The 22294-nt window shown below is 73.2% G+C and carries 21 protein-coding genes; 14 read left to right on the forward strand and 7 right to left on the reverse strand.

Going from position 1 to position 22294, the window contains the following annotated elements; all coding sequences use genetic code 11:
• The first annotated feature begins 7 nt into the window (after positions 1-7).
• From ACZ6CV_RS18115 to ACZ6CV_RS18130, 4 genes are all read left to right on the forward strand, one after another.
• The gene (locus ACZ6CV_RS18115) at positions 8-181 is read left to right on the forward strand and encodes a hypothetical protein (RefSeq protein ID WP_469251762.1); all 174 of its coding nucleotides are present in this window, start codon (positions 8-10) and stop codon (positions 179-181) included.
• A 224-nt stretch (positions 182-405) separates the two neighbouring features.
• Entirely contained in the window at positions 406-603 is a 198-nt protein-coding gene (locus ACZ6CV_RS18120) for a hypothetical protein (RefSeq protein ID WP_469251763.1), read from the forward strand.
• 105 nt (positions 604-708) lie between these two features.
• Positions 709-1332: a hypothetical protein gene (locus ACZ6CV_RS18125; RefSeq protein ID WP_469251764.1), complete on the forward strand. Its 624-nt coding sequence runs from the start codon at positions 709-711 to the stop codon at positions 1330-1332.
• Between the two features lie 76 nt (positions 1333-1408).
• Positions 1409-1801: a VOC family protein gene (locus tag ACZ6CV_RS18130; RefSeq protein WP_469251765.1), complete on the forward strand. Its 393-nt coding sequence runs from the start codon at positions 1409-1411 to the stop codon at positions 1799-1801.
• Here the strand turns inward: ACZ6CV_RS18130 and ACZ6CV_RS18135 are convergent.
• Positions 1791-3398 carry a FadD3 family acyl-CoA ligase gene (locus ACZ6CV_RS18135; RefSeq protein WP_469251766.1) on the reverse strand — a complete coding sequence of 536 codons (1608 nt, stop codon included), beginning with the start codon at positions 3396-3398 and terminating at the stop codon, positions 1791-1793. The two genes, ACZ6CV_RS18130 and ACZ6CV_RS18135, sit on opposite strands and share 11 nt — an antisense overlap.
• Before the next feature lie 117 nt (positions 3399-3515).
• On the opposite strand from ACZ6CV_RS18135, the gene ACZ6CV_RS18140 reads away from it, so the two are divergent.
• From ACZ6CV_RS18140 to ACZ6CV_RS18155, 4 genes are all read left to right on the forward strand, one after another.
• Complete coding sequence (locus ACZ6CV_RS18140) at positions 3516-4667, forward strand: lipid-transfer protein (RefSeq protein ID WP_469251767.1); 1152 nt, start codon at positions 3516-3518, stop codon at positions 4665-4667.
• A 108-nt stretch (positions 4668-4775) separates the two neighbouring features.
• Positions 4776-5240 (forward strand): Zn-ribbon domain-containing OB-fold protein, encoded by a 465-nt coding sequence (locus tag ACZ6CV_RS18145; RefSeq protein WP_469251768.1) that lies wholly within the window; start codon positions 4776-4778, stop codon positions 5238-5240.
• Positions 5237-6037: an enoyl-CoA hydratase/isomerase family protein gene (locus tag ACZ6CV_RS18150; RefSeq protein ID WP_469251769.1), complete on the forward strand. Its 801-nt coding sequence runs from the start codon at positions 5237-5239 to the stop codon at positions 6035-6037. The genes ACZ6CV_RS18145 and ACZ6CV_RS18150 overlap by 4 nt, the downstream gene beginning before the upstream one ends.
• Before the next feature lie 169 nt (positions 6038-6206).
• Positions 6207-7214 (forward strand): hypothetical protein, encoded by a 1008-nt coding sequence (locus ACZ6CV_RS18155; protein WP_469251770.1) that lies wholly within the window; start codon positions 6207-6209, stop codon positions 7212-7214.
• Positions 7215-8139: 925 nt separating this feature from the next.
• Here the strand turns inward: ACZ6CV_RS18155 and afsK are convergent.
• A complete protein-coding gene (gene afsK / locus ACZ6CV_RS18160) occupies positions 8140-10527 on the reverse strand; it encodes a protein serine/threonine kinase AfsK (protein ID WP_469251771.1) in 2388 nt (795 codons plus the stop codon).
• 161 nt (positions 10528-10688) lie between these two features.
• Positions 10689-11489, reverse strand: coding sequence for an AfsK-binding protein KbpA (gene kbpA, locus ACZ6CV_RS18165; RefSeq protein ID WP_469251772.1), 801 nt, complete (start codon positions 11487-11489; stop codon positions 10689-10691).
• Positions 11490-11645: 156 nt separating this feature from the next.
• On the opposite strand from kbpA, the gene ACZ6CV_RS18170 reads away from it, so the two are divergent.
• A complete protein-coding gene (locus tag ACZ6CV_RS18170) occupies positions 11646-12293 on the forward strand; it encodes a TetR/AcrR family transcriptional regulator (protein ID WP_362372545.1) in 648 nt (215 codons plus the stop codon).
• Positions 12294-12371: 78 nt separating this feature from the next.
• On the opposite strand, the gene ACZ6CV_RS18175 is transcribed toward ACZ6CV_RS18170, so the two are convergent.
• Both ACZ6CV_RS18175 and ACZ6CV_RS18180 read right to left on the reverse strand, forming a co-directional pair.
• Positions 12372-12890, reverse strand: a complete 519-nt coding sequence (locus ACZ6CV_RS18175; RefSeq protein WP_469251773.1) for a nitroreductase family deazaflavin-dependent oxidoreductase — start codon at positions 12888-12890, stop codon at positions 12372-12374.
• Positions 12890-14251 carry an acyl-CoA dehydrogenase family protein gene (locus tag ACZ6CV_RS18180; protein ID WP_469251774.1) on the reverse strand — a complete coding sequence of 454 codons (1362 nt, stop codon included), beginning with the start codon at positions 14249-14251 and terminating at the stop codon, positions 12890-12892. Before ACZ6CV_RS18180 ends, ACZ6CV_RS18175 begins: the two co-directional genes overlap by 1 nt.
• Before the next feature lie 171 nt (positions 14252-14422).
• Here ACZ6CV_RS18180 and ACZ6CV_RS18185 point away from each other — a divergent pair, with 171 nt between their 5' ends.
• From ACZ6CV_RS18185 to ACZ6CV_RS18195, 3 genes are read left to right on the forward strand one after another with little or no spacing between them, the layout of a single operon-like run.
• Positions 14423-15604, forward strand: a complete 1182-nt coding sequence (locus ACZ6CV_RS18185; protein ID WP_469251775.1) for a thiolase C-terminal domain-containing protein — start codon at positions 14423-14425, stop codon at positions 15602-15604.
• A 39-nt stretch (positions 15605-15643) separates the two neighbouring features.
• Complete coding sequence (locus ACZ6CV_RS18190; protein ID WP_469251776.1) at positions 15644-16015, forward strand: winged helix-turn-helix transcriptional regulator; 372 nt, start codon at positions 15644-15646, stop codon at positions 16013-16015.
• A 59-nt stretch (positions 16016-16074) separates the two neighbouring features.
• On the forward strand, positions 16075-16776 hold the full coding sequence (locus ACZ6CV_RS18195; protein ID WP_469251777.1) for a pyridoxine/pyridoxamine 5'-phosphate oxidase: 702 nt from the start codon (positions 16075-16077) through the stop codon (positions 16774-16776).
• On the opposite strand, the gene ACZ6CV_RS18200 is transcribed toward ACZ6CV_RS18195, so the two are convergent.
• Together ACZ6CV_RS18200 and ACZ6CV_RS18205 are read right to left on the reverse strand one after the other, a co-directional pair.
• Entirely contained in the window at positions 16754-17422 is a 669-nt protein-coding gene (locus ACZ6CV_RS18200; RefSeq protein WP_469251778.1) for a GNAT family N-acetyltransferase, read from the reverse strand. The two genes, ACZ6CV_RS18195 and ACZ6CV_RS18200, sit on opposite strands and share 23 nt — an antisense overlap.
• 348 nt (positions 17423-17770) lie before the next feature.
• The gene (locus ACZ6CV_RS18205) at positions 17771-18928 is read right to left on the reverse strand and encodes a flavin-containing monooxygenase (RefSeq protein WP_469251779.1); all 1158 of its coding nucleotides are present in this window, start codon (positions 18926-18928) and stop codon (positions 17771-17773) included.
• Positions 18929-19077: 149 nt separating this feature from the next.
• Here ACZ6CV_RS18205 and ACZ6CV_RS18210 point away from each other — a divergent pair, with 149 nt between their 5' ends.
• Both ACZ6CV_RS18210 and ACZ6CV_RS18215 read left to right on the forward strand, forming a co-directional pair.
• Positions 19078-19503 (forward strand): Zn-ribbon domain-containing OB-fold protein, encoded by a 426-nt coding sequence (locus tag ACZ6CV_RS18210; protein ID WP_469251780.1) that lies wholly within the window; start codon positions 19078-19080, stop codon positions 19501-19503.
• Between the two features lie 443 nt (positions 19504-19946).
• Positions 19947-22202 (forward strand): acetate--CoA ligase family protein, encoded by a 2256-nt coding sequence (locus ACZ6CV_RS18215; RefSeq protein ID WP_469251781.1) that lies wholly within the window; start codon positions 19947-19949, stop codon positions 22200-22202.
• Positions 22203-22294: the final 92 nt, after the last annotated feature.

Genomic DNA, 22294 nt, shown 5'->3' on the forward strand with positions numbered 1-22294 from the left:
TGCCACCATGAGCGAAGCCCAGAAGGACATCAGCGTCAAGCGCGACGGCCACATGCCCGCCCCGCCGAAGGACGGAACGGCCACGCCGATGGGCGACGGCCACATGCCCAGCCCGCCGCAGGACGGCGCCATCACCCAGGCCGACGGCCACATGCCCACCCCGCCGACCGACGGGGTCTGAGACTTTCATCCGACGGGGGTCGGCCGCGGCGGCGCGGAGGGGAAGCCGCCGCGGCCGACGCATGTCCGCGTCCGGAGGCCCCGGGAAGCCGGACGTGCGCGCGATCCGGGTAAGTGAAGAGGGACGAGAGACACGCCCGCCCCTTCAAGGGCTCGAACATCCGGCCGCCTCGTCGGTAAGTTCGCTCGACGTCACAAGTCCGCGTCCCGCCAGAGGAGTTGCACATGTCCCGCGCCAAGAAGTACCTCGTCACCGCCGCCATCGCGGTGGCCGCCGCCGCCGGAACCACGGCCCCCGCACTCGCCGACAGCCACGCCCCGGCCCCGCCCGCCGACAGCCACACCCCGTTCGTCGCCCAGGACGGCCACCTGCCGACCCCGCCCCAGGGCGAGGGCCACATAGCGGCGCCCCTGCACAGCTGACGCCGCACGCCGCGCACGGCACGAGGTCGCGGCAACCATGAGGTCACCCCGTGACGGGGCCGGGCCACCGCTCGGCCCCGTCACGGCCATGCGAGAGTCGGACCCATGACCCCTTCCATACCGACGCACCGAAGACACCTCACCACCACCGCCCTCCTCCTCTGCGCCGCCCTCGCCCTCACCGCATGCGGCAGCGAGAAGGCCGGCCCCTCGGACGCGGCGGCCCCACCACCCGCGACCACCCCCACCAGCCCCACCAGCCCCGCATCCGCCGCCCCCGGCCCCTCCCCCTACGTGGAACCCGGCGTCGTCGACGGCGCTCCGCACGAGGGCGAGAACAACGCCTACCGGCGCCCCGGTGAGATGTCCCCCGCCGACCTGAAGGCCGCGCAGACCGAGGCGGCGCGTATCGAGGCCGTGCTGAAGCGGCTGTGGAAGCGGAAGAAGTGGGACCCCGACAGCGTGCGCAACGCGCTCACCGAGGAGTTGGGGTACGAGGAGCGCCGGACGACCGGCGGGGGCAAGCTGCTCGGCGGGGAGCTCGAGGTCCAGGCGATGTACGAGCGGTACGAGAACGGCGAGTCCGTCACCCCCGAAGGCGCCCGGATCGGCCTCTACGTGGGAGACCACGGCTGCGTCACCGCGTTCGTCCAGAAGACCAACTACGAGGCGTCGGCCAACGGCCGCTTCCCGGAGACCGGTTGCCTCTCACCGCCCGTCGGACACTGAGACGGACCGTACGCCAACGCCCCCCGTCCCCGTATATCCGTGGACACCTCACCCCTCCCCACCCCATAGTCCCCCCATGACCTCCCGCGTGCGCCACCTCACGATCGACTCCCACGACGCCTACCGCCAGGGGACCTTCTGGGCCGAGGTCCTCGGCGGCAAGTTCGGCGACGACGACTTTCCCGGTGACCCGGAGGCCACCGTCGAGGCCGACGGCGTGACCCTCCTCTTCGTGACCGTGCCGGAGACGAAGACGCTCAAGAACCGGCTGCACATCGACCTCCAGCCGCAGGACCGCACCCGCGACGAGGAGGTCGAACGGCTCCTCGCCCTGGGCGCGAAGCTGCACGAGGACCACCGCAGGCCCGACGGCCTCGGCTGGGTCAGCCTCACCGACCTGGAGGGCAACGAGTTCTGCGTCGAGCGCAGCGCCGACGAGCGCGCCGCCACCGAGGGTCCTACCGGGTGAGGCCGCCCCGCAGCTCCCCCTTGACCACCTTCCCGCTCGCGTTCCTCGGCAGCTCCCCCACGAACTCCACCGACCTCGGCACCTTGTAGTTCGCCATCTCGCGGCGCGACCACGCGATCAGGTCGTCCGCCGTCGCCACCGCCCCCGGGCGCCGCACCACGTACGCCTTGCCCACCTCGCCGAGCCGCGGATCCGGCACCCCGATCACCGCGACGTCCGCTACGTCCGGGTGGACGCCCAGGAGTTGCTCTATCTCCGCCGGATAGGCGTTGAAGCCGCCGACGATGAACATGTCCTTGATCCGGTCCGTGATGCGCAGGTTGCCCTCCGCGTCGAGGACGCCCACGTCGCCCGTGCGCAGCCAGCCGTCCGGCGACAGGCACGCCTTCGTGGCGGCCGGGTCCTCGAAGTAGCCCCGCATGACGTTGTGTCCGCGCACCACGACCTCGCCCGGGTGGCCCGGCGCCAGGGGCTCGCCCTCGGCCGTCACCACCCGTACCTCCGTGTCGGCGATGGCGCGGCCCGACGTCGCCGCGACGACCTCGACCGGGTCGCCGCGGCGGCACATCGTGACGATGCCGCTCGCCTCGGAGAGGCCGTACGCCGTCAGGACGGTGGCGATGCGCAGCTCCGCGCGCAGCCGCTCCACCAGTTGCAGCGGCACCACCGCCGCACCGGTCACCACGAGCCGCAGCGCGGACAGGTCGTGCTGGTCGCGGGCCGGGTGGTCGAGGATCGACTGGTGCAGGGTGGGCGGGCCCGGCAGGACGGAGACGCGTTCGGCGGCCACGTTCGCGAGGACGGTGTCCACGTTGAAGACCGGCTGCGGGATCATCGTCGCGCCGCGCATCAGGCAGGCGATGATCCCGGCCTTGTAGCCGAAGGTGTGGAAGAACGGGTTCACGATCAGATAGCGGTCGCCCTCGCGCAGGCCCGCCAGGTCACTCCACACGTCGTAGCAGCGCAGCGTCTGCGCGTGGGTGATGACGGCGCCCTTGGGGCGGCCGGTCGTGCCGGAGGTGAAGACGATGTCCGAGGGCGCCGCTCCGTCGACCGCGTCCGCCCTGGTGCGGACCGCCGACGCGGCCACGCCGTCGCCGCCCGCGAGGAACTCCTTCCAGGTGCGGAAGGAGCGCGGGGCGTCGTCGGAGAAGACCACCGCCTGCTCCAGGTGCGGCAGGCCCGGCAGCGGTCCTTCGCCGGGGCCCTCGGCCGCCGCGCGGCGCAGCGAGGCGACGTACGACGTGCCGAGGAACGTGCCGGTGACGAAGAGGACCTTGGCGCGGCTGCGGGCCAGGACGTACGCCGCCTCGGAGCCCTTGAAGCGGGTGTTGAGGGGGACGAGGACCGCGCCGGCGGTGACCGCGCCGAGTGCGGAGACGATCCAGTCGAGGGTGTTGGGCGCCCAGACGGCCACGCGGTCGCCGGGTTCGACGCCGGACGCCATGCACGCGGCCGCGGCCCGCTCCACGCGCGCGCCCAGTTCCTCGTACGAGACGCGGGTGCGGCCCTCGACGACCGCCTCGCGCGGGCCGTACCGCTCGGTGGCCGCCCGCACAAGTCCCGGGATGCTGCCCCACTCCAGGTCGCCGCGCATCGCAAGCCCCTCCCGACGTGTAGCTGACTACCCGTCAGATTAACGGTAGCCTGACGGCCTGTCAGCAGACCGCGCACGGCGGTGATATGGCCCGCTCTCCCGGAGGTGCCGCTGCCCATGGCTTCACTCAAGGACGCTACAGCGATCGTCGGGATCGGCCAGACCCCGTTCGCGAAACGACTGCCGCAGAGCGAGAAGGAACTGGCCTGCCGCGCCATCCTCGCGGCTCTCGACGACGCCGGCATCGCCCCGTCGGAGGTCGACGCCTTCGCCTCGTACACGATGGAGGAGACCGACGAGGTCGAGGTCGCCAAGGCCATCGGCGCGGGCGACGTCACCTTCTTCAGCAAGGTCGGCTACGGCGGCGGCGGTTCCTGCGCGACCGTCGCGCACCTCGCCTCCGCCATCGCCACCGGCCAGGCGCACGTCGGCATCGCCTGGCGCTCGCGCAAGCGCGGCAGCGGCCCGCGGCCCTGGAAGAACACCACCGTCCAGCTGCCCACCCCCGGCCAGTGGACGCGGCCCTTCGGCCTCCTGCGGCCCGCCGACGAGATCGGCATGCTGACCCGCCGCTACATGCACGAGTACGGCGCGACCCGCGACCACCTCTTCAACGTCGCCCTCGCCTGCCGCAACCGCGCCAACCAGAACCCGGCCGCGATGATGTACGAACGCCCGCTCACCCGCGACATGTATATGACCTCCCGCTGGATCAGCGAGCCGCTCTGCCTCTTCGACAACTGCCTGGAGACAGATGGGGCGTTGGCGTGCGTGCTCGTCTCCGCCGAGCGCGCGCGGGACTGCCGGCAGCGGCCCGTGTACGTGCACTCCGTGGCGCAGGGGCTGCCCTCGCAGCACCACGGCATGGTCAATTACTGGAACGAGGACCCGCTCTCCGGGCCCGCCTGGACCGCCGCCCGACACCTGTGGAAACAGGCGGACTTCGGGCCGCAGGACGTGGACGTCGCGCAGATCTACGACGCGTTCACGCCGCTCATACCGCTCTCCCTGGAGGGTTACGGCTTCTGCGGGCGCGGCGAGGGCGGCGCCTTCACGGAGGGCGGTGCGCTGGAGAGCGGCGGGCGGTTGCCGATCAACACCGGGGGCGGCGGGCTCAGCGAGGCGTACGTGCACGGCTTCAACCTCATCAACGAGGGCGTGAAGCAGCTGCGGGGCACGTCCACGGCGCAGGTGCCGAACGCGTCGACCTGCCTGGTGACGGCGGGCGAGGGGGTCCCGACGTCGGCGATCCTGCTCCGGTCCCCCTGAGGGGCGCGGGGAACACGCGACCGGCCACCGAGAGACCCGCGCCCGCTCACTCCCGTACCCCCGCATCCCCACTCCTCCACACCCCCGCACCCGGCAAGGGACACCCACATGGCAGACGCGACACCGGCAGAGACTGAGACCCTCCTGACCCCCACCGTCGACGACGACGGCGCCCCCTTCTGGACGTACGCCGCCCGAGGCGAACTCCGCGTGCAGGCCTGCGCGGAAGCGCCCTGCGGCGAACTCCGCTTCCCGCCCCGCCCCTGCTGCCCGCACTGCGGGTCCTTCGACAGCGAGTGGCGCAGGATGAGCGGCCGGGGCCGCATCTGGTCCTACGTCTTCCCGCACCCGCCCCTGCTGCCCGCCTACGCCGAGCAGGCCCCGTACAACGCGATCGTCGTCGAACTGGCCGACGCGCCCCGCATCCGCCTCGTCGGCAACCTCGTCGCGGCGCCCGACGCCGCCCTGAACTCCGTGCCCCCGGAACGCCTGCGCATCGGCGCGAAGGTGCAGGTCGTCTTCGCGGACGTCGGCGGGACCGTGGTGCCGCGCTGGGTCCTGGAGCGGCCGTGACGGCGGCGCGGCCGCCCGGGCCCGGCCTGCGCACGGCGGTCGACAAGGACACGGGCGTCGCGGTCCTCACCCTGGACCGCCCCGAACGCCACAACGCGATCGACCTGGAGACGGCCGCCCAACTGGCCGCCGCATGGCGGGAGTTCCGCTTCGACGACGCCGTACGGGCGGTGGTCGTCACGGGCGCGGGCGAGGCGGCGTTCTGCACGGGCATCGACCGCGACACGGACGTGCCGCAGCCGAACTCCCCGTACACGATCGACGATCCGCTCATCGCGATCGGCCCCAAGGCGAATGACTGCTGGAAACCGGTGATCGCTGCCGTCAACGGCATGGCGTGCGGCGGCGCCTTCTACCTCATCGGCGAGGCCGAGTTCGTGGTGGCGGACGAACGCGCCACGTTCTTCGACCCGCACACCACGTACGGCATGGTCAGCGCGTACGAGGCGATCCACATGGCGCAGCGCATGCCGTACGGCGAGGTGGCGAGGATGGCGCTGATGGGCACGGCGGAGCGGGTCTCGGCGCGGCGGGCGTACGAGACGGGCCTGGTCTCCGAGCTGACGCCGCCCGGCGCCGCGCTGGACGCGGCGCTGCGGGCGGCCGCCACGATCGCCTCGTATCCGACGGAGGCGGTGCAGGGCACGGTGCGGGCCCTCTGGTCGGCGCGGGAGGCGGCGCGCGGCCAGGCGCTGGCGCACGCGCCGCACCTGATCACGCTGGGCAACCTGCCGCCGGAGCGGCAGGCGGAACTGTTCGCGGGGCGGCGGGGTGGTGGGGGGTTCCGTACGCGGTAGGGGGGCTCCCCTCGTCGCGCGGTGGTCGCCCGTCCGTGGCCCCGCTGGCCCCGCTGGTCCCCCCGGGGGGCGGTCCGGCCACGTGGCGTGGGCCACGCACCCGGCGTAGCGTCGGTTGCGCGAGACGCGTACGGCCCCTTCGGCCGGTGCGCACACGAGGAGGCCCGTCATGGTCCGCAACGTCCTCGGGTCGGTCCTCGCTCTCGTAGGAGCGACGGCCGCCGTATGGAGCCCCTTCCGAGCCTGGTACGACGGCCGTCACGGGCGTGACTTCCGCATCGGGGACCTGTTCTCCGGCGGTGGGGTCACCGACGCGGGGGCGGAACTCTTCGGTTCGCTCTTCCTCCCGTTCGCCGTCGCGGCGCTGCTGACGCTGGCGGGACTGCTGCTGAGGTCGCGGCTGCTGGTGGCGGTGGCGGGAGTGCTGGTGCTCGGCTTCACGGTGCTGTGGATGGTCCGCCAGGGCCAGGCGGAGGGCAGCCTGTCCGTCGCGGGCGACGGCTCGGGGCTGGGTCAGGGAGTGCTGGGGGCGTTCGGGGGCGGGGTACTGCTTCTGCTGGGCGCGGCGGTGATGTCCGGGCGGGGGCGGCGCGGGCGGAGGGCGTCGCGGGCCCCCTCCGGGGAGGACACGGCTCCGGGCCCATACGCGGACGACCCCACGCAGGCGCCGCACACCGGGACACCGGGCCGGGCCCCCTACACGGACGACCCCACGCAGGCGCCGCACGCCGGGGCACCGGGCCGGGCCCCCTACGCGGACGACCCCACGCAGGCGCCGCACACCGGGACACCGGGCCGGGCCCCCTACGCGGACGACCCCACGCAGGCGCCGCACCCCGGGGAGCCGGGCCGGGCCCCTTACGACGACGATTCCACCCGCACGATGTACGTGGACGATTCCGCGGGAGCGCCGTACGGGGACGATCCCGCGCAGGCGCCGTATCCGGACGACGGGGCGCGGACGCCGCCCGGCGACGAGGCGCGGCCGACCCAGTACCCGTATCCGGAGCCGTACGAGGACCCGTACACGGACCCCTACGCGGAGCCGCCGGAACGGTCGCGGCAGGAACCGCAACCCGGGCCAGACCCGGATCACCCCCGGACGGCAGGGCCCAGGCACCCGGAGGAGCCGCCCGCCCCCACGCCTCCGCCCTGGCAGCCGCCGCCGGGCCGGTAAGGCCACCGCCCGCCTCCGGGCTCCAGGCCCGCCGCTCCGCGGCGGATATATCCCACCCACCCACCCGTTTACCCCGCGACACAGGGCGGGAGTAGGGGCGGGTGGGTGTACCCCGTGCCGTAGGCGCAGGGGCGGGCGGGTGGGGGTATCCCGCGACGCAGGGCGGGCAGCGGCGGGTGGGTGTAACCCGCGCCGTGGGCTCAGGGGGGGGCGGGTGGGTGGTGTTCCCCGCCACGCGCCGTGGGCTCAGGGGCGGGTGGGTGGGTGTATCCCGCGATGCAAGGCGGGCAGCGGCGGGTGGGTGCACCCCGCGCCGCAGGCGCAGGGGCGAGTGGGTGGGTGTATCCCGCGATGCAAGGCGGGCAGCGGCGGGTGGGTGCACCCCGCGCCGCAGGCGCAGGGGCGAGTGGGTGGGGGTATCCCGCCACGCGCCGTGGCGCGGGTGGGTGGTGTTCCCCGCCACGCGCCGTGGGCTCAGGGACAGGTGGGTGCGTGTACCCCGCGCCGTAGGCGCAGGGGCGGGTGGGTGGGTGTGTCCCGTCGTGCCGTGGTCGCAGGTGACGGTGAGTGGGTGCGCCACTCACAACGTGCTGTGGGCGCAGGGGCGGGGGCGGTGCGTCCCGCGACGGGCCGTCGGCCCAGGGGCAGGGAGCTCCCCCACCGGGCCGCACCCGCAAACGCTCGGAAGGGGACGTGGGGGTATGTGCGCACGGAGCACCGAGCCAGCAATAGCAATGTTGTCCGCGAGGCGTGGCGAACAGTGGATGGCGAGTACGCACATACCCCCGCGGCCCCGCACCCACAAACGACCCCAGGCGCGGACCCCAGCCCAAAACACACCCGCACCCAGCCACCGCCCACCCCACGACACGGGTAAACGGGCGGGCGGGTGGGTGGGTGGGACCACAAACCACAGCCCCCCGGCCTACCCCCGCGCAGTCCCCGTCCCCCTCTCCGCGTCCAACGCATAAACACACCGATCCTTGCTGCACGCGTACACCACGCCATCCCGCACCACGGGCGCCCCCGTGATCTCGCCGCCCGTCGCCAGCTTCCAGCGCAGGCGGCCGTCGTCCGCCTTCAGGGTGTAGAGGAGGTGGTCCGTGGAGCCGAAGTGGATGCGGCGGTCGGCGACGACCGGCGTGCCGACGACCTCGCCGCCCGCCTGGAAGCGCCACTTCGGCGTGCCCGTGACCGCGTCGAGGGTGTAGAGCCCCTTGCCGCTGCCCACGTGCACGTGCCCGTCCGCGACGAGGACCGGTTCGATCGAGGAGCGGGACTCCGTGGCGATGCGCCACCGGTCGCGGCCGTCCGTCGCGTCGAGCGCGTACACCGTGCCGAGGTAGTCGGCGAGGTAGACACCGCCGCCCGTCACCGCGGGCCCGGGCGCGAACGCGGGCGGGCAGAGGAACGCGGCCGGCGCCTCGAAGTGCCAGCGCACGTGCCCGCCCGCCACGTCGATGGCGAGGACCCGCGACCCCGCGGCCACGTACACGTAACCGTCCTGCGCCTGCGCGAGCCGCACCGGCACGCCCCCGCAGGACGCCGCGTCGCCGACCGGGTAGGACCAGCGTTCCTCACCCGTACGGGCCTCCAGGGCGCGCAGCCGGGCGCCCTTCCACACGTACACCGTGCCGTCGTGGACGACCGGTCCGGCCTCGGGCGTCTCGAAGTCGGTCTGGGCGCCGGTGATCTCCCAGAGCTTCTCGCCGTTGGCCGCCTCCCAGGCCTGGACGCCGCCGCCGCGCGTGCCGGTGACGACGGTGCCGCGGTCGGCCTGCAGGGAGTACACCCAGGCGTCGGTCGGCAGCCGCCAGAGGTCGGATCCCTCGGCGCCGTCGAGGGCGTAGAGCGTGGGGCCGTCGGAGGCGTGGATGCGGCCGTCGGCCACCGCCATGGACCAGGCGACGTCCCGCGTCTTGAAGCTGCGCCGGCCGGTGGCGACGTCCAGGGCGTGTACCTCGAAGGACGTCACGTAGACGAGGTTCCCCGCGACGGCGGGGGTGCCCCAGACGTCGTTGGACATCCGGAAGCGCCAGGGCCGCCACGAGGTGGGCGCGGCGTCGGGCGCCGGGGCCGGCGCGGGCACACCGGCGGCCGGGTCGGTGCCGTTGGCGCCGGCCCGGTGCGGGGTGGAGCGGGACCAGGACGCGGCGAGCCCGGCGGCACCGGGCGGAACGCTCGCGCGGGCCGCTCCGGCGGAGACGCGCGGCCCGGGCCCGATCGGCACCTTCGCCCCGGCGAGCCGCACCGGCCCGGCGTCCGGCGTCACCGCGAACGGCGGCTGGGACGGCGCGGGCGGCGGCTGCTGCGGGAGCGGCGGCGCGGTGACGGGCGCGGCGGGCGCGGGCGCGGCGGCGCCCCGGCCGGCGCTGCGCGCGGCGGAGGCGGCGACCCGGGCGGGCGGCCGGCCCCCGCGGCGGGCCTCGATGAGGGCGACGGCCCGCTCGGGGAGCCACGCGGACGCCGTCCCGCTGTCGTCGTTGTCGGCGCTCTCGGAGGCGAAGAGGTGCGGGGCGAGCTGCGCCTGGAGGTCGGCGGGGGTGGGCCGCAGCGCGGCCTCCATCTGCATGCAGGACTCGATGAGGGGCCGCAGCTCGTCGGGCAGGCCCGCCAGGTCGGGGCCCTCGCGGAGCAGCATGAAGACGGTCTCGACGGGGTTGGCGCCGTGGAACGGCGCGTGCCCGGTGGCGGCGAAGACGAGGGTGGAGCCGAGCGAGAAGACGTCGCTGGCGCCGGTGACGCTGCGCGAGTCCTTCGCCTGCTCGGGTGACATGTACGCGGGCGTGCCGACGGCGACGTTGGTCATGGTCAGCCGGGTGTTGGAGACGCCGGACGCGATGCCGAAGTCGATGACGCGCGGCCCGTCCTCGACGACGAGGACGTTGGAGGGCTTGAGGTCGCGGTGGACCAGGCCCGCGCCGTGGATGGACTCCAGGGCCTCGGCCACGCCCGCCGCGAGCCAGCGCACCGCCTGGGTGGGCAGCGGCCCGTGTTCATTCACTATTTCCTCGAGGGAGGGCGCCGGCACGTACGCCGTGGCGAGCCAGGGCACGGCGGCCCGCGGGTCGGCGTCCACCACCGCGGCCGTGTAGAAGCCGGACACGGCGCGGGCGGCCTCGACCTCGCGCGTGAAGCGGACACGGAACAGCTGGTCCTCGGCGAGCTCGGTCCGCACCGTCTTGATCGCCACGCGCCGCCCCGACGCGGAGCGCGCGAGATAGACCAGACCCATGCCACCGGCACCAAGTCGGCCGAGGACCTCGAACGGCCCGATCCGCCTCGGATCGTGCTGCGTCAGCTGATCCACCACTTGCCTTGCCACCTCCCCGTACGCGGCCGTCGAAGAGGACGGCCCCGTGCAGCGTCTCACCACCGAGCCGCTACGGCGGCACGCACCCTGATTCTTCCTGTCCGAGGCGGCCGTTGCGAACCCGGGGCGGGATCGGGGTGTCTGGGGACAAAACCCCACCCTCAGTCCTGGAGGACCGCGAACGTCGCCCCCTGATTGTCGGTGAGCACCGCGATCCTGCCGTACGGGGTGTCGGCGGGCGCCCTGCGGATCCGGCCGCCGAGCCGGGGCACCGCGGCGGCCACGGCGTCCGTGTCGGTGACGGCGAAGTAGACGAGGAAGTGCGGGGGCATCCGCACCTCGGAGGCGGTGTCGGTGAGCAGGGCGCGGCCGCCGACGGCCGTGTCGGGGCCGGGCTCGGTGCCCGCGGGCGACCAGGCGCGGAACTCCTCGCCGTCGGGGTCCAGGTCGAAGCCGCGGTAGCCGAGCACACCCTCGTAGAACGGGTCGACCAGCTGTTTGTCCCGTGAGTACACCTCGGTCCAGCAGTACGAGCCGGGCCGCTGCCGCCGTCCGAAGCCGGGGTGCGTGCCGCCCTGCCAGAGGCCGAAGACGGCGCCTTCGGGGTCGGCGGCCAGGGCCATCGTGCCGTAGGGGCCGACCGGCAGCGGCTCCCTGATCATCGAGCCGCCGGCGGCCCTGATCCGCTCGCCGAGGGCGGCGGCGTCGGGCGTGGCCAGGTACACCGTCCACACGGTGGGCATGCGGCCGTCGGCCTTGGGGGCGAGCGCGGCGACGGGGTTCCCGTCGGCGTACGCCTGGGCGTAGTGCCCGTACTCCGGTCCAGCGCCCTCGTCGAAGGTCCACCCGAAGAGCTCACCGTAGAACCGCTTGCCGCCCGCGACGTCGGGGAGCATCGCGTCGACCCAGCAGGGCACGCCCTCCGCGTATCCGTCCGCTGTGTCCTGCTCTGCGTAGTCCATGCCGTCAAGCTAACGGCCGGCCGACGGCTTCGCAGCGCGTATATTCGAACATCTGCCCGATTCCGACGGGACGCCCCTTCCGCCGCGCCCACGCGCCCCAACCCCATTTGCACTCGGCCGAATCGCGCTCCGATCACCCCTCGGTAAGCTGACGGCATGACAGGACAGGTACGTACCGTCGACGGCCGCGTGGCCGGTCGGCGCGGTCAGGCGACGCGTCAGAAGCTGCTCGACTGCCTCAGCGAGATGCTCAGCTCCTCGCCCTACCGGGACGTCAAAGTCATCGACGTCGCCCGGAAGGCGGGGACTTCACCCGCGACCTTCTACCAGTACTTCCCGGACGTCGAGGGCGCCGTCCTGGAGATCGCGGAGCAAATGGCCGCGGAGGGCGCCGAATTGACCCAGTTGCTCGACGGGCGCTCATGGGTCGGCAAGGCGGGCTGGCAGACCTCGCAGGATCTCGTCGAGGGATTCCTCGACTTCTGGCGCAAGAACGACGCGATCCTCCGGGTCGTCGACCTCGGTGCGGCCGAGGGCGACAAGCGCTTCTACAAGATCCGGATGAAGATCCTCAACTCGGTCAACAACTCCCTTACGGACTCCGTCAAGGAGCTCCAGGACAAGGGCAAGGTCGACAAGGACGTCAGCCCCGCGGCCATGGCAGGCTCCCTGGTCGCGATGCTCGCGGCGGTCGCCTCGCATCAGCGCGGCTTCCAGACGTGGGGCGTCAAGCAGGCCGAACTGAAGCCGAATCTGGCGCAGTTGGTGCATTTGGGCGTAACCGGCAAGAAGCCGACGAAGTAGCCCTGACGGGCACACCCCGCACCTCTTTCTCCCCTCCCCTTTCTCCCTCTCCCCAAGTCCTGTCAGCCCGACGGCGGATCACTCCGGTGATCCGCCGCTCTGGTCTGTGGCGCACCCTTCCTGTACGCGCCGCTCCAGCCGGAACAGCCGTATCTCCCGGTCGACGCGGGCCTGGTACGCGGCATACGGCGGCCAGAACGCCAGCGCCGCCGCCCAGACCGCCTCCCGTTCCGCCCCGGTGAGCAGCCGCGCCCGCACCGGTACGTCGGCGCCGCGCCAGCTGATCTCCGCGTCCGGGTGGGCGAGCAGATTGGCGGTCCACGCGGGGTGGCCGGGCCGCCCGAAGTTGGACCCGATCAGCACCCAGGTCCCCGCCTCCTCCTCGGGCATGCACGCCAACGGCGTACGCCGCGGCAGCCCGCTCTTCGCGCCCCGCGCGGTGAGGATGACGCCGGGCAGCATCCGCGCGCTGAGCAGCACCCGGCCGCGGGTGAGCCGGTGCACGGTGCGGTCCATCGCGGGGATGAAGTGCGGGGCGATCCTGCCGAAGGCGCGGGTGGCGGAGACCTTCTGCACGAGCCGCAGTCCGGGCGGCATCAGACGGCCTTTCCGAGGGAGGCGGGCCCGGGACCCGGATCGGGGTCGAGGTCGAGCTCGGAGGGGACGGGGCCGGAGGGGACGGAACCAGGGGGAACGGGGACGGAACCAGGGGGAGCGGGGACGGAGCCAGGGGAGACCGGGACGGTGTTGGCGCCCCCGCCCTCCGCGAACAGATCGGCCCGTTCCGCAGCCCGCGCCCGCAGCCGGTGCACCGGGCCGAAGAGCAGCTCGTCACTCGACGCACGCTTGAAGTACAGGTGGGCCTCGTGCTCCCAGGTGAAGCCGATCCCGCCGTGCAGCTGCACCCCCTCCGACGCGGCCGTCCGCAACGCGTCGAGGGCCTGCGCGAGCGCGAGCCCCCCGGCCCGTTCGGCGCCCTGCCCGCCGAACCCGGCGGCCTCCGCGCCCGCCGCCCACGCCGCGTAGTAGGCGGCGGACCGCGCCGCCTGCACCTGTACGTACACGTCGGCGAGCCGGTGCTTCACCGCCTGGAAGGAGCCGATCGCGCGCCCGAACTGCTCGCGCTGGCGTACATACGCGACGGTGCTCTCCAGCGCCCGGTCGGCGGCGCCGACGGCCTCGGCGGCGACGACCGTGGCCGCGACGTCCCCCACGGCGGCGAGCGCGGCCGGCACGTCGGCGTCGTCGTCGCCCAGCAACTCCGCCTCGACGTCGCGCAGTTCGACCCTCGCCTGGGTGCGGGTCTCGTCCAGCGCGGTTTGCCGGGCCCGTGACATGCCGTGCGCGTCCTCCCGCACGAGGAAGAGGAGCGTACGGGACCGGGCGAAGCCGCCCGCGTGCGCGGCGACCACGAGCAGCCCCGCGCTGTGCCCGTCGATGACCTGCTCGGCCTGCCCGTACAGCCGCCACACCCCGTCGGCGGACCGGTGCGCCTGCACACCGCCCGCGCGGCCGCCGCCCGCCCAGTCGCCGCGGTTGTCCCCGACGAGGCCGAGTGCCGTGGCGAGCCCGGTGCCGGGGACGGCGAGGGCGGCGGTCAGCTGGCCGGCGGCGATGCGGGGCAGCAGCTCGGCGCGCTGCCCTTCGGTGCCGAGGGCGAGGATGAGCGGGGCGGCGAGGACGGCGGTGGCGAAGAGCGGTGTGGGAGCGAGCGCCCTCCCCAATTCCTCGCAACCCAGGGACAGTTCCGCTGTCGTGCAGCCGACACCCCCGTACGCCTCGGGGATCGCGAGGCCGGGCAGGCCGAGCTGGTCGGCGAGGGCGGTCCACAGCCCGGCGTCGTGGCCGGCGGGGGTGCGGGCGGCCGCCTTGACCTCGTCGGGGCCGCACCGTTTGGTGATCACTTCGCGCAGGGTGCGGCGGATCTCGCCCTGTTCCGCACTGAAGGCGGCGTCCATCGGCAGGCTCCTCCCCCGGGCGCGACGGCCCGGACCCAGATCTGACGGGCCGTCATATTAGAACCGCGCACCCCATAAGCACAGACCGAGGACACCACCCGCACAACCGACGCCCACCCCGAGCGCGACAACACCCCACCCCTCTCACTTACCTGATGTACCGTCAGATCCATGCCTGTAGATACCCGTTCCACACCCCGCAAGGTCGCCGTCGTCGGTGTCGCCCTCTCGGACTGCGGCCGGGTCGACGAGGCCACGCCCTACACGCTGCACGCCCAGGCGGCCCGGCGCGCGCTGGCCGACTCCGGGCTCGGGCGCGACGTCATCGACGGCATCGCTTCGGCGGGCCTCGGCACCCTGGCGCCGGTCGAGGTCGCCGAGTACCTCGGCCTCAGCCCCCGCTGGGTGGACTCCACCTCGGTCGGCGGCGCCACCTGGGAGGTCATGGCGGCGCACGCGGCGGACGCGATAGCGGCCGGGCGGGCCAACGCCGTGCTGCTCGTCTACGGCTCGACCGCCCGCGCGGACATCAAGGCGGGGCGCCGCACGTCGAACCTCTCCTTCGGCGCGCGGGGCCCCCTCCAGTTCGAGGTCCCCTACGGGCACTCCCTGATCGCCAAGTACGCGATGGCGGCCCGTCGCCACATGCACGAGTACGGCACGACGCTGGAGCAGCTCGCCTCGGTGGCCGTGCAGGCCCGCGCGAACGCCGCCACGAACCCGGACGCGATGTTCCGCACCCCCATCACGGTCGACGAGGTCCTGGCCGGCCCGATGATCGCGGACCCGTTCACCAAACTGCACTGCTGCATACGGTCCGACGGCGGCTGCGCGGTCCTGCTCGCGGCCGAGGAGTACGTACGGGACTGCGCGTCCGATCCGGTATGGATACTCGGCGCGGGCGAGCACGTCTCGCACACGACGATGTCGGAGTGGGAGGACTTCACGGTCTCCCCGGCGGCGGTCAGCGGCCGCCTCGCCTTCGAGCGGGCAGGGGTGCGCCCCGCGGACATCGACATCGCCGAGATCTACGACGCCTTCACGTACATGACGCTGGTGACCCTGGAGGACCTGGGCTTCTGCGCGAAGGGCGAGGGCGGCGCCTTCGTGGAGAAGGGCCGTCTGCTGCGGACCGGCGACCTGCCGACGAACACGGACGGCGGCGGCCTCTCCGCCCAACACCCGGGCATGCGCGGCCTGTTCCTCCTCGTGGAGGCGGTACGCCAACTCCGCGGCCAGGCGGGCGACGGCCAGGTCCGCCGCCCCGACGGCTCGCTGCCCGAACTGGCCGTGGCCTCCGGGACGGGCGGCTGGTTCTGCTCGTCGGGGACGGTGGTGCTGGGACGGGGATGAGCACCTGCCTTCGGGCATACCCGGAGGTAGGCTCCGCACATGACGGAAGGCGCGCAGCTCAGCCGGACCGACGCGACCAAGCGGTACGACGTGTTCCGCATCGACTGCCCCGCGCGCGACGTGGTCGACCACGTGACCAGCAAGTGGGGCGTGTGGGTGCTGATCGCCCTGCAGAGCGATGACCTCCGCTTCTACGAGCTGCGCGAGAGCATCCAGGGCATCAGCGAGAAGATGCTCGCGCAGACGTTGCGCGCGCTGGTCCAGGACGGCCTGGTCCGGCGCGAGGTCGAACCGACGACACCGCCGCAGGTCACATACGGCCTGACGGAGTTCGGCCGGGCCGTGGGCGAACCCCTGCAGGAACTGTTCGACCGGATCACCCAACTGATGCCACCGCGCGAGGCGCAATAGCGAACAGGCCGACCGGCAGCCCACAGGCCGCCCCCGCCCCGACCGGCCACAATCGCCGTATGACGACGACACCCGCACCGCTCCCCGAGCCGTCCGAGTTCCAGAAGCTGCTGAGGTCACAGCGGGTCTGGGACGTGGAGCTGCCCGCCTTCGACCCGGCGGCGGCGCCCGCGGCACCGCTCCCCCTCTTCCACGCCTGGTTCGCGGAGGCGGTGGCCGCCGGGCAGCCCGAGCCGCACACCATGGGCCTGGCGACGGTGACGGAGGACGGCGGCCCCGACGTGCGCACCGTCATGCTGCACGACGCGGACGACCGCGGCTGGCACTTCGCCTCGCACGCGACCAGCGCGAAGGGCCGCCAGCTCGCGGCCCGCCCGGAGGCCGCCCTGCACTTCTACTGGCCCGCGCAGGGCCGGCAGATCCGGATCAGGGGCCGGGTCACCACGGCCCCGCACCCCGAGAGCCTCGCCGACCTGCACGCGAGGTCGACCGGCGCCCTGGCGGCAGCGCTGGTGGGCCGCCAGAGCGAAGTCCTGCCCACACAGGCCGAGTTGGACAAGGCGTCCACCGCCGCCTGGGACCGCGCCCACGCCGACCCGGACGCCGACGCCCCCACCTGGACGCTGTACGTCCTGGACCCGGTGGAGGCGGAGTTCTTCCAGGGCGACGCCCGCCGCCGCCACGTACGCCTGCGGTACCGCAGGAGCGGGGAACCCGCGGACGCCACCACCCCCTGGATCACGGAGCTGCTGTGGCCGTGACGGCCGCGTCCCCGCGGTGGAAGTCGTACTGCGTGAAGTCCTCCACGGCCCGGTACCCGATGCGCTGGTAGAGGCCGTTGCTCGTGGGGTTGGCCAGATCCGTGAAGAGCAGGACCTCGGCCACCCCCGCGTCGAGCGCGGCACGGGTCACCGCGGCGGTCACCGCACCGCCGTACCCACGCCCCCGCTGCTCCGCCGGGGTGTACACGGGCGCCACCCGGACCTGCCCCGCGACCCGCGGAGTGACACCGGCCATGGCGACGGGGACGCCGTCCGGGGTCTCCCAGAGGGTGACGCCCCCGTAGGCGATCCGGGTGTCCGCCCAGGCACCGCCACCCATGGCGGAGCGCTCACCGACGGCCTCCCCGAACTCGTCGTGCCAGCGCGCCAGCAGCGACCGGTCGGCGGCCGTGGCGACCCGGGCGCGGCCCGCGGGCGCGGGGCCGGGCGGCGTGAGGGTGCCGAGCCGGTACAGACGCTGACGGACGTCGGTCGAGACGAGACCCCCGGTACGCCGCTCCCAGGCTCGGGCGAACGCCTCGGCGGCGACGTGGTGGGCGGCGACCCCGGGCAACTCCGGACCGACGTCGACGAGCCGAGCGGCCAGCGCGTCGGCGGCCTCGGGGCCGAGAGGACTGAGGACCACCCGACGAGGCGGCGTCCACACGAACGCTCCCCGCACCACCCCATCGTCACCGGCATACGTACCGAAGAGGGGCACGCCGTCCCCGTACACATGAGGCCCCCGCACGCGAAGGACCTCGGTGACACTCAGCAGCGCGGTGTGCAGGGCGGCCTCGGAGTGCAGAAACCCCCGGGCCCGAGCAAGAAACCCCTCAAGATCAGTGGTCAACTCCCACCCGAACACGGACGGTTGACGAACATGGGCATAGGCATGCGCGCCCGCGGACGCGGAATTCTCTGAGGACATGCCCCATTGTTCCCCCGAGGAGCCACCCCCGCCTCCGAATTACAAGCACACCCCCACGACCCCCTACCCCCTCCTGGCAATCACCTTGGCGATCTTCTCGGCGTCGCGCGAGAGCTCACGAAGCATGCCGCTGACGGGATTGGTGAAGCCGGTGAAGTAGAGCCCGGGAGCCCCCGGGGCCGTACGGCGGCTGTGCGCGACCGGCCGGCCGCGGGAGTCCAGCACCCCGAGGTCGCCGACGAGACCTTCGAGGGCGCGCCGGTACCCGGTGGCCGCGATGACGACCTCGGGCCCGATCCGGCTGCCGTCGGCAAGGATCACCTTGCCCTCCTCGAACGACTCCACGGCGGCCACGGGCTCGACCCGCCCCTTCCGCACGGCGTCGATGAGACCGACGTCCTGCACCGGGATGGCGCCCTGCCTGGCCCGCGAGAACAAGCCGGTGTCGGGACGCGGCAGCCCCTTCGACGACAGATCAGGAACCCCCACCCGGGTCACCGGCCGAGCGAGCCGATCGGCGACCGCGACAGGAAGCCGCCGGCAGAGAATCCCGGACATCTGCGCGGGCCACCCGGCGGTGGAACGACGCACGACATGAGGAGCGGTCCGCACAGCGAGCCGCACCCGCCCGGCACCCCCTTCGGCGAGATCGACGGCGATCTCGGCACCGGTGTTCCCGACCCCCACGACCAGCACGTCCCTACCCACGTAGGGACGAGGATTCCGGTACCCGCCCGCGTGCAGAAGCTCACCGGTGTAGGTGCCGGCGCCGGGCCAGTCCGGCAGATACGGGGTGTGGTTGTACCCGGTGGCGACCACCACCGCGCTCCCCCTCAGCTCCCGCCCCCCGGTGGCCCGCAACAGCCAGCCGCTCCCGTCGGGTTCGAGCCCGGTCACCTCGACCCCGGTGACGATGTCGAGCTGGTGGTACTCGGCGTACTTCTCCAGATACCGCACGACATCGTCGCGCGAGACCCACCGCCCGAACGCCCGCGGAATGGCGAGCCCCGGCAGCCCGGAGAGCCGGCGCGTGGTGTGCAGATGGAGCCGGTCGTAATGCCCCCGCCAGGAGGCCCCGAGCCGCTCGGCCTTCTCCAGGACGACGGCCCGCTCACCCCGCACACGCAGGGCCGCCGCGACAGCGAGACCGCCGGGACCACCGCCGATGACATACGCGGGACGGTCCTGCGGAGGCGAAAGCGGAGCGGTCGAGTCGGCCATGACTGGAGAGTAACCGCGCGACTACTTGATGGGTGACGGTCAAGTTCCCAAACCGATTGCGATCCCATCACGGGCCCCTCCCCCTTGCGCGCCCCCAGCGAGTGCGCTGAACTGACGCCCCGTCAGCTCCCTCCGCGATCGGACACACCATGAGCCCGAACCACCCCCAGACACCACGCTTCGACGTGCCCGAGACCGACACGTTCACCCGCCCCTACTGGGAGGCCGCAGCCGAGGGCCGCCTACTGATCCGCCGCTGCGGAGCATGCGGAACGGCCCACCACTACCCGCGCGAATTCTGCCCGCACTGCTGGAGCGAGAACGTCACCTGGGAACAGTCCACCGGCCGAGCCACCCTCTACACCTGGTCGACCATCCACAGAAACGACCTCCCCCCCTTCAACACCCGCACCCCCTACACAGCGGCCATAGCCGACCTGGCCGAGGGCCCCCGCATGATGACGGAACTCATCGACTGCCCCGAGAGCGACCTGCACATCGGGATGCGACTCGAAGCAACGTTCCGAGCCGCGACGGAGACGACCCCGGCCATCGCGGTCTTCCGCCCGGCCTGAGGGACCAAGGGGACCAAAGGAGCCGGACGTCGGACGCCCCCACGCCCGACGGCCGAAAACGGCGGGGAGGGGACGTGGGGGTATGTGCGAACGGAGCACAGAGCGCACACTGACGCCATTGTCCGTGCGGCGTGGCGCAGGGATGGCGAGTACGCACATACCCCCGCGGCCCCGCCACCCCCACACCCCGGCCCACGGAAAGAGAAAGCCGCCCGACAACACCAACAGACCCCCCTCCCTTCACCGCGCCCGGCCGAAGGCCAATTCGCGACCTTGGCAACCCCCCACCCCCTACGGTTCCGTAGGACCACCCCGCCCCCCGCCAGGCTTTACACGCAGCCCCATTCCTGACGGGGCGTCAGTTCAGTAAGCTGACAGTGCGTCAGGTAACCGTTAGCGCAAGCGCTAGCGCAACGTGCTGTCACACAGGAGCGGGCGGACCGATGCTTGGATCGACTCACGGCACCTTCACCACAGACCCCCGCCGCGCCCACGTCGTGGCCTGCGGCGAACTCCCCCCCAACACCGTCCACGGCCACAGCCACAGCCACGGCCGAGCCCCGGGCGACCCCGCCCCCGACCCCGACCTGGACGTCAGCGGCCGACCGCTGTACACCGACGTACCCGACCTCGACCGCTTCTTCCGCCCCACCTCCGTCGCCGTCATCGGCGCCTCGGACACAGAGGGCCGCCCCAACACCGGCGTCACCCGCCAACTCCTCACCTGGGCCACCCGCGTCGGCGCCCGCCTCCACCCCGTACACCCCACCCGCCCCACCGTCTTCGACCTCCCCTGCTTCCCCTCCGTCGCGGACCTCCCGGAACAGGTCGACCTCGCCGTACTCCTCCTCGCCGACCCCCTCCCCGTCATCGAGCAACTCGCCGAGCAGAAGGTCAAGTTCGCCGTCGCCTTCGCCTCCGGCTTCGCCGAGACCGGCGAGGAGGGCGCGGCCGCCCAGGCCCGCCTCGCCGCCGCCGTACAAGGCTCCGGCCTCCGGCTCCTCGGCCCGAACACCAACCTCAACGCCTTCGAGGCGTTCCGCGAGGACCTCGAGGGCCCGGCGATCGCGCTGATCACCCAGTCCGGCCACCAGGGCCGCCCCGTCTTCACGATGCAGGAGCTCGGCGTACGCCTCTCCCACTGGGCGCCCACCGGCAACGAGGCCGACCTGGAGACGTCCGACTTCATCTCCTACTTCGCCGAGCGCCCCGAGGTCGGCGCCATCGCCTGTTACGTCGAGGGCCTCAAGGACGGCCGCGCCTTCCTGCTCGCCGCCGACCGGGCGGCCCGCCGCGGCGTCCCGGTGGTCGCCGTGAAGGTCGGCCGCACCGAGGCCGGCGCCCGCATGGCGGCGTCACACACCGGCAAGCTGACCGGCGCGGACACCGTGGTCGACGCGGCGATGCGGCAGTTCGGCGTGATCCGCGTCGACGGCCTGGACGAACTCCAGGACACGTCCGCCCTGTTGGCGAGGGCGCGCACCCCCCAGGCCGACGGCGTCGCCGTCTATTCGATCTCGGGCGGCACGGGCGCGCACTTCTCGGACCTGGCGACCGAGGCGGGCCTGCGCCTGCCCACGCTCTCCGAGGCCAAGCAGGCGGAGCTGCACGAGTGGATACCCGGCTACCTGAACGTCGCGAACCCCATCGACAACGGCGGCCACCCCGTCGGCGACTGGCGCGGCCGCAAGATCATCGACGCGATCCTGGACGACCCTGAGGTGGGCGTGTTGATCTGTCCGATCACCGGCCCCTTCCCGCCGATGAGCGACAAGCTGGCGCAGGACCTGGTGGACGCGGCGGAGCGCACGGACAAGCTGGTGTGCGTGGTGTGGGGGTCGCCGGTGGGGACCGAGGACGCGTACCGCAAGACGCTGCTCGGCTCCTCGCGGGTCGCGACCTTCCGCACCTTCGCCAACTGCATCACGGCGGTGCGCGCCTATCTGGACCACCACCGCTTCACCACGAACTACCGCTCGCCCTTCGACGAGGCGCCGCGCACCCCGTCCCCCTCCTTCCGCAAGGCGCAGGCGCTCATGCGGCCCGGCCAGCAGCTCAGCGAGCACGCGGCGAAGCAGCTGCTGCGCGCGTACGGCATCAGGGTGCCGCGGGAGCAGCTGGTGACGAGCGCGGCGGCGGCCGTGCGGGCGGCCGGCCTGGTCGGCTACCCGGTCGTCATGAAGGCGTCGGGCCCGCAGCTCGCGCACAAGACCGAACTGGGCCTGGTGAAGGTCGGGTTGACCTCGGCGAGCCAGGTGCGCGACGCCTATCGGGAGCTCACGGACATCGCCCGCTACGAGGGGGTCGCGCTGGACGGGATCCTGGTCTGCCAGATGGTCGAGCGGGGCGTCGAGATGGTCGTCGGCGTCACGCACGACTCGCTCTTCGGGCCGACGGTGACGGTCGGGCTCGGCGGTGTGCTCGTCGAGGTCCTGCGGGACGCGGCCGTGCGGGTGCCGCCCTTCGGGGAGGACCAGGCGAAGGCGATGCTCCGCGAACTGCGGGGGCGGGCCCTGCTCGACGGGGTGCGGGGCGCGGCTCCCGCTGACGTCGACGCGCTGGTCGAGGTGGTGCTCCGGGTGCAGCGGATGGCGCTCGAACTCGACGACGACCTCGCGGAGCTGGACATCAACCCGCTGATGGTGCTGCCGCGCGGGCAGGGGGCGGTGGCGCTCGACGCGTTCGCCGTCTGCCACTAGGCCCCCTTGGCGCCACGTCCCCTCACGCACCCGCACCCGTGCGCGGACCCGCACCGGCACCCGCGCGCGGACCCGTACCCCCACTCGTGCGC

Source organism: Streptomyces sp. NPDC041713, from assembly GCF_055591085.1.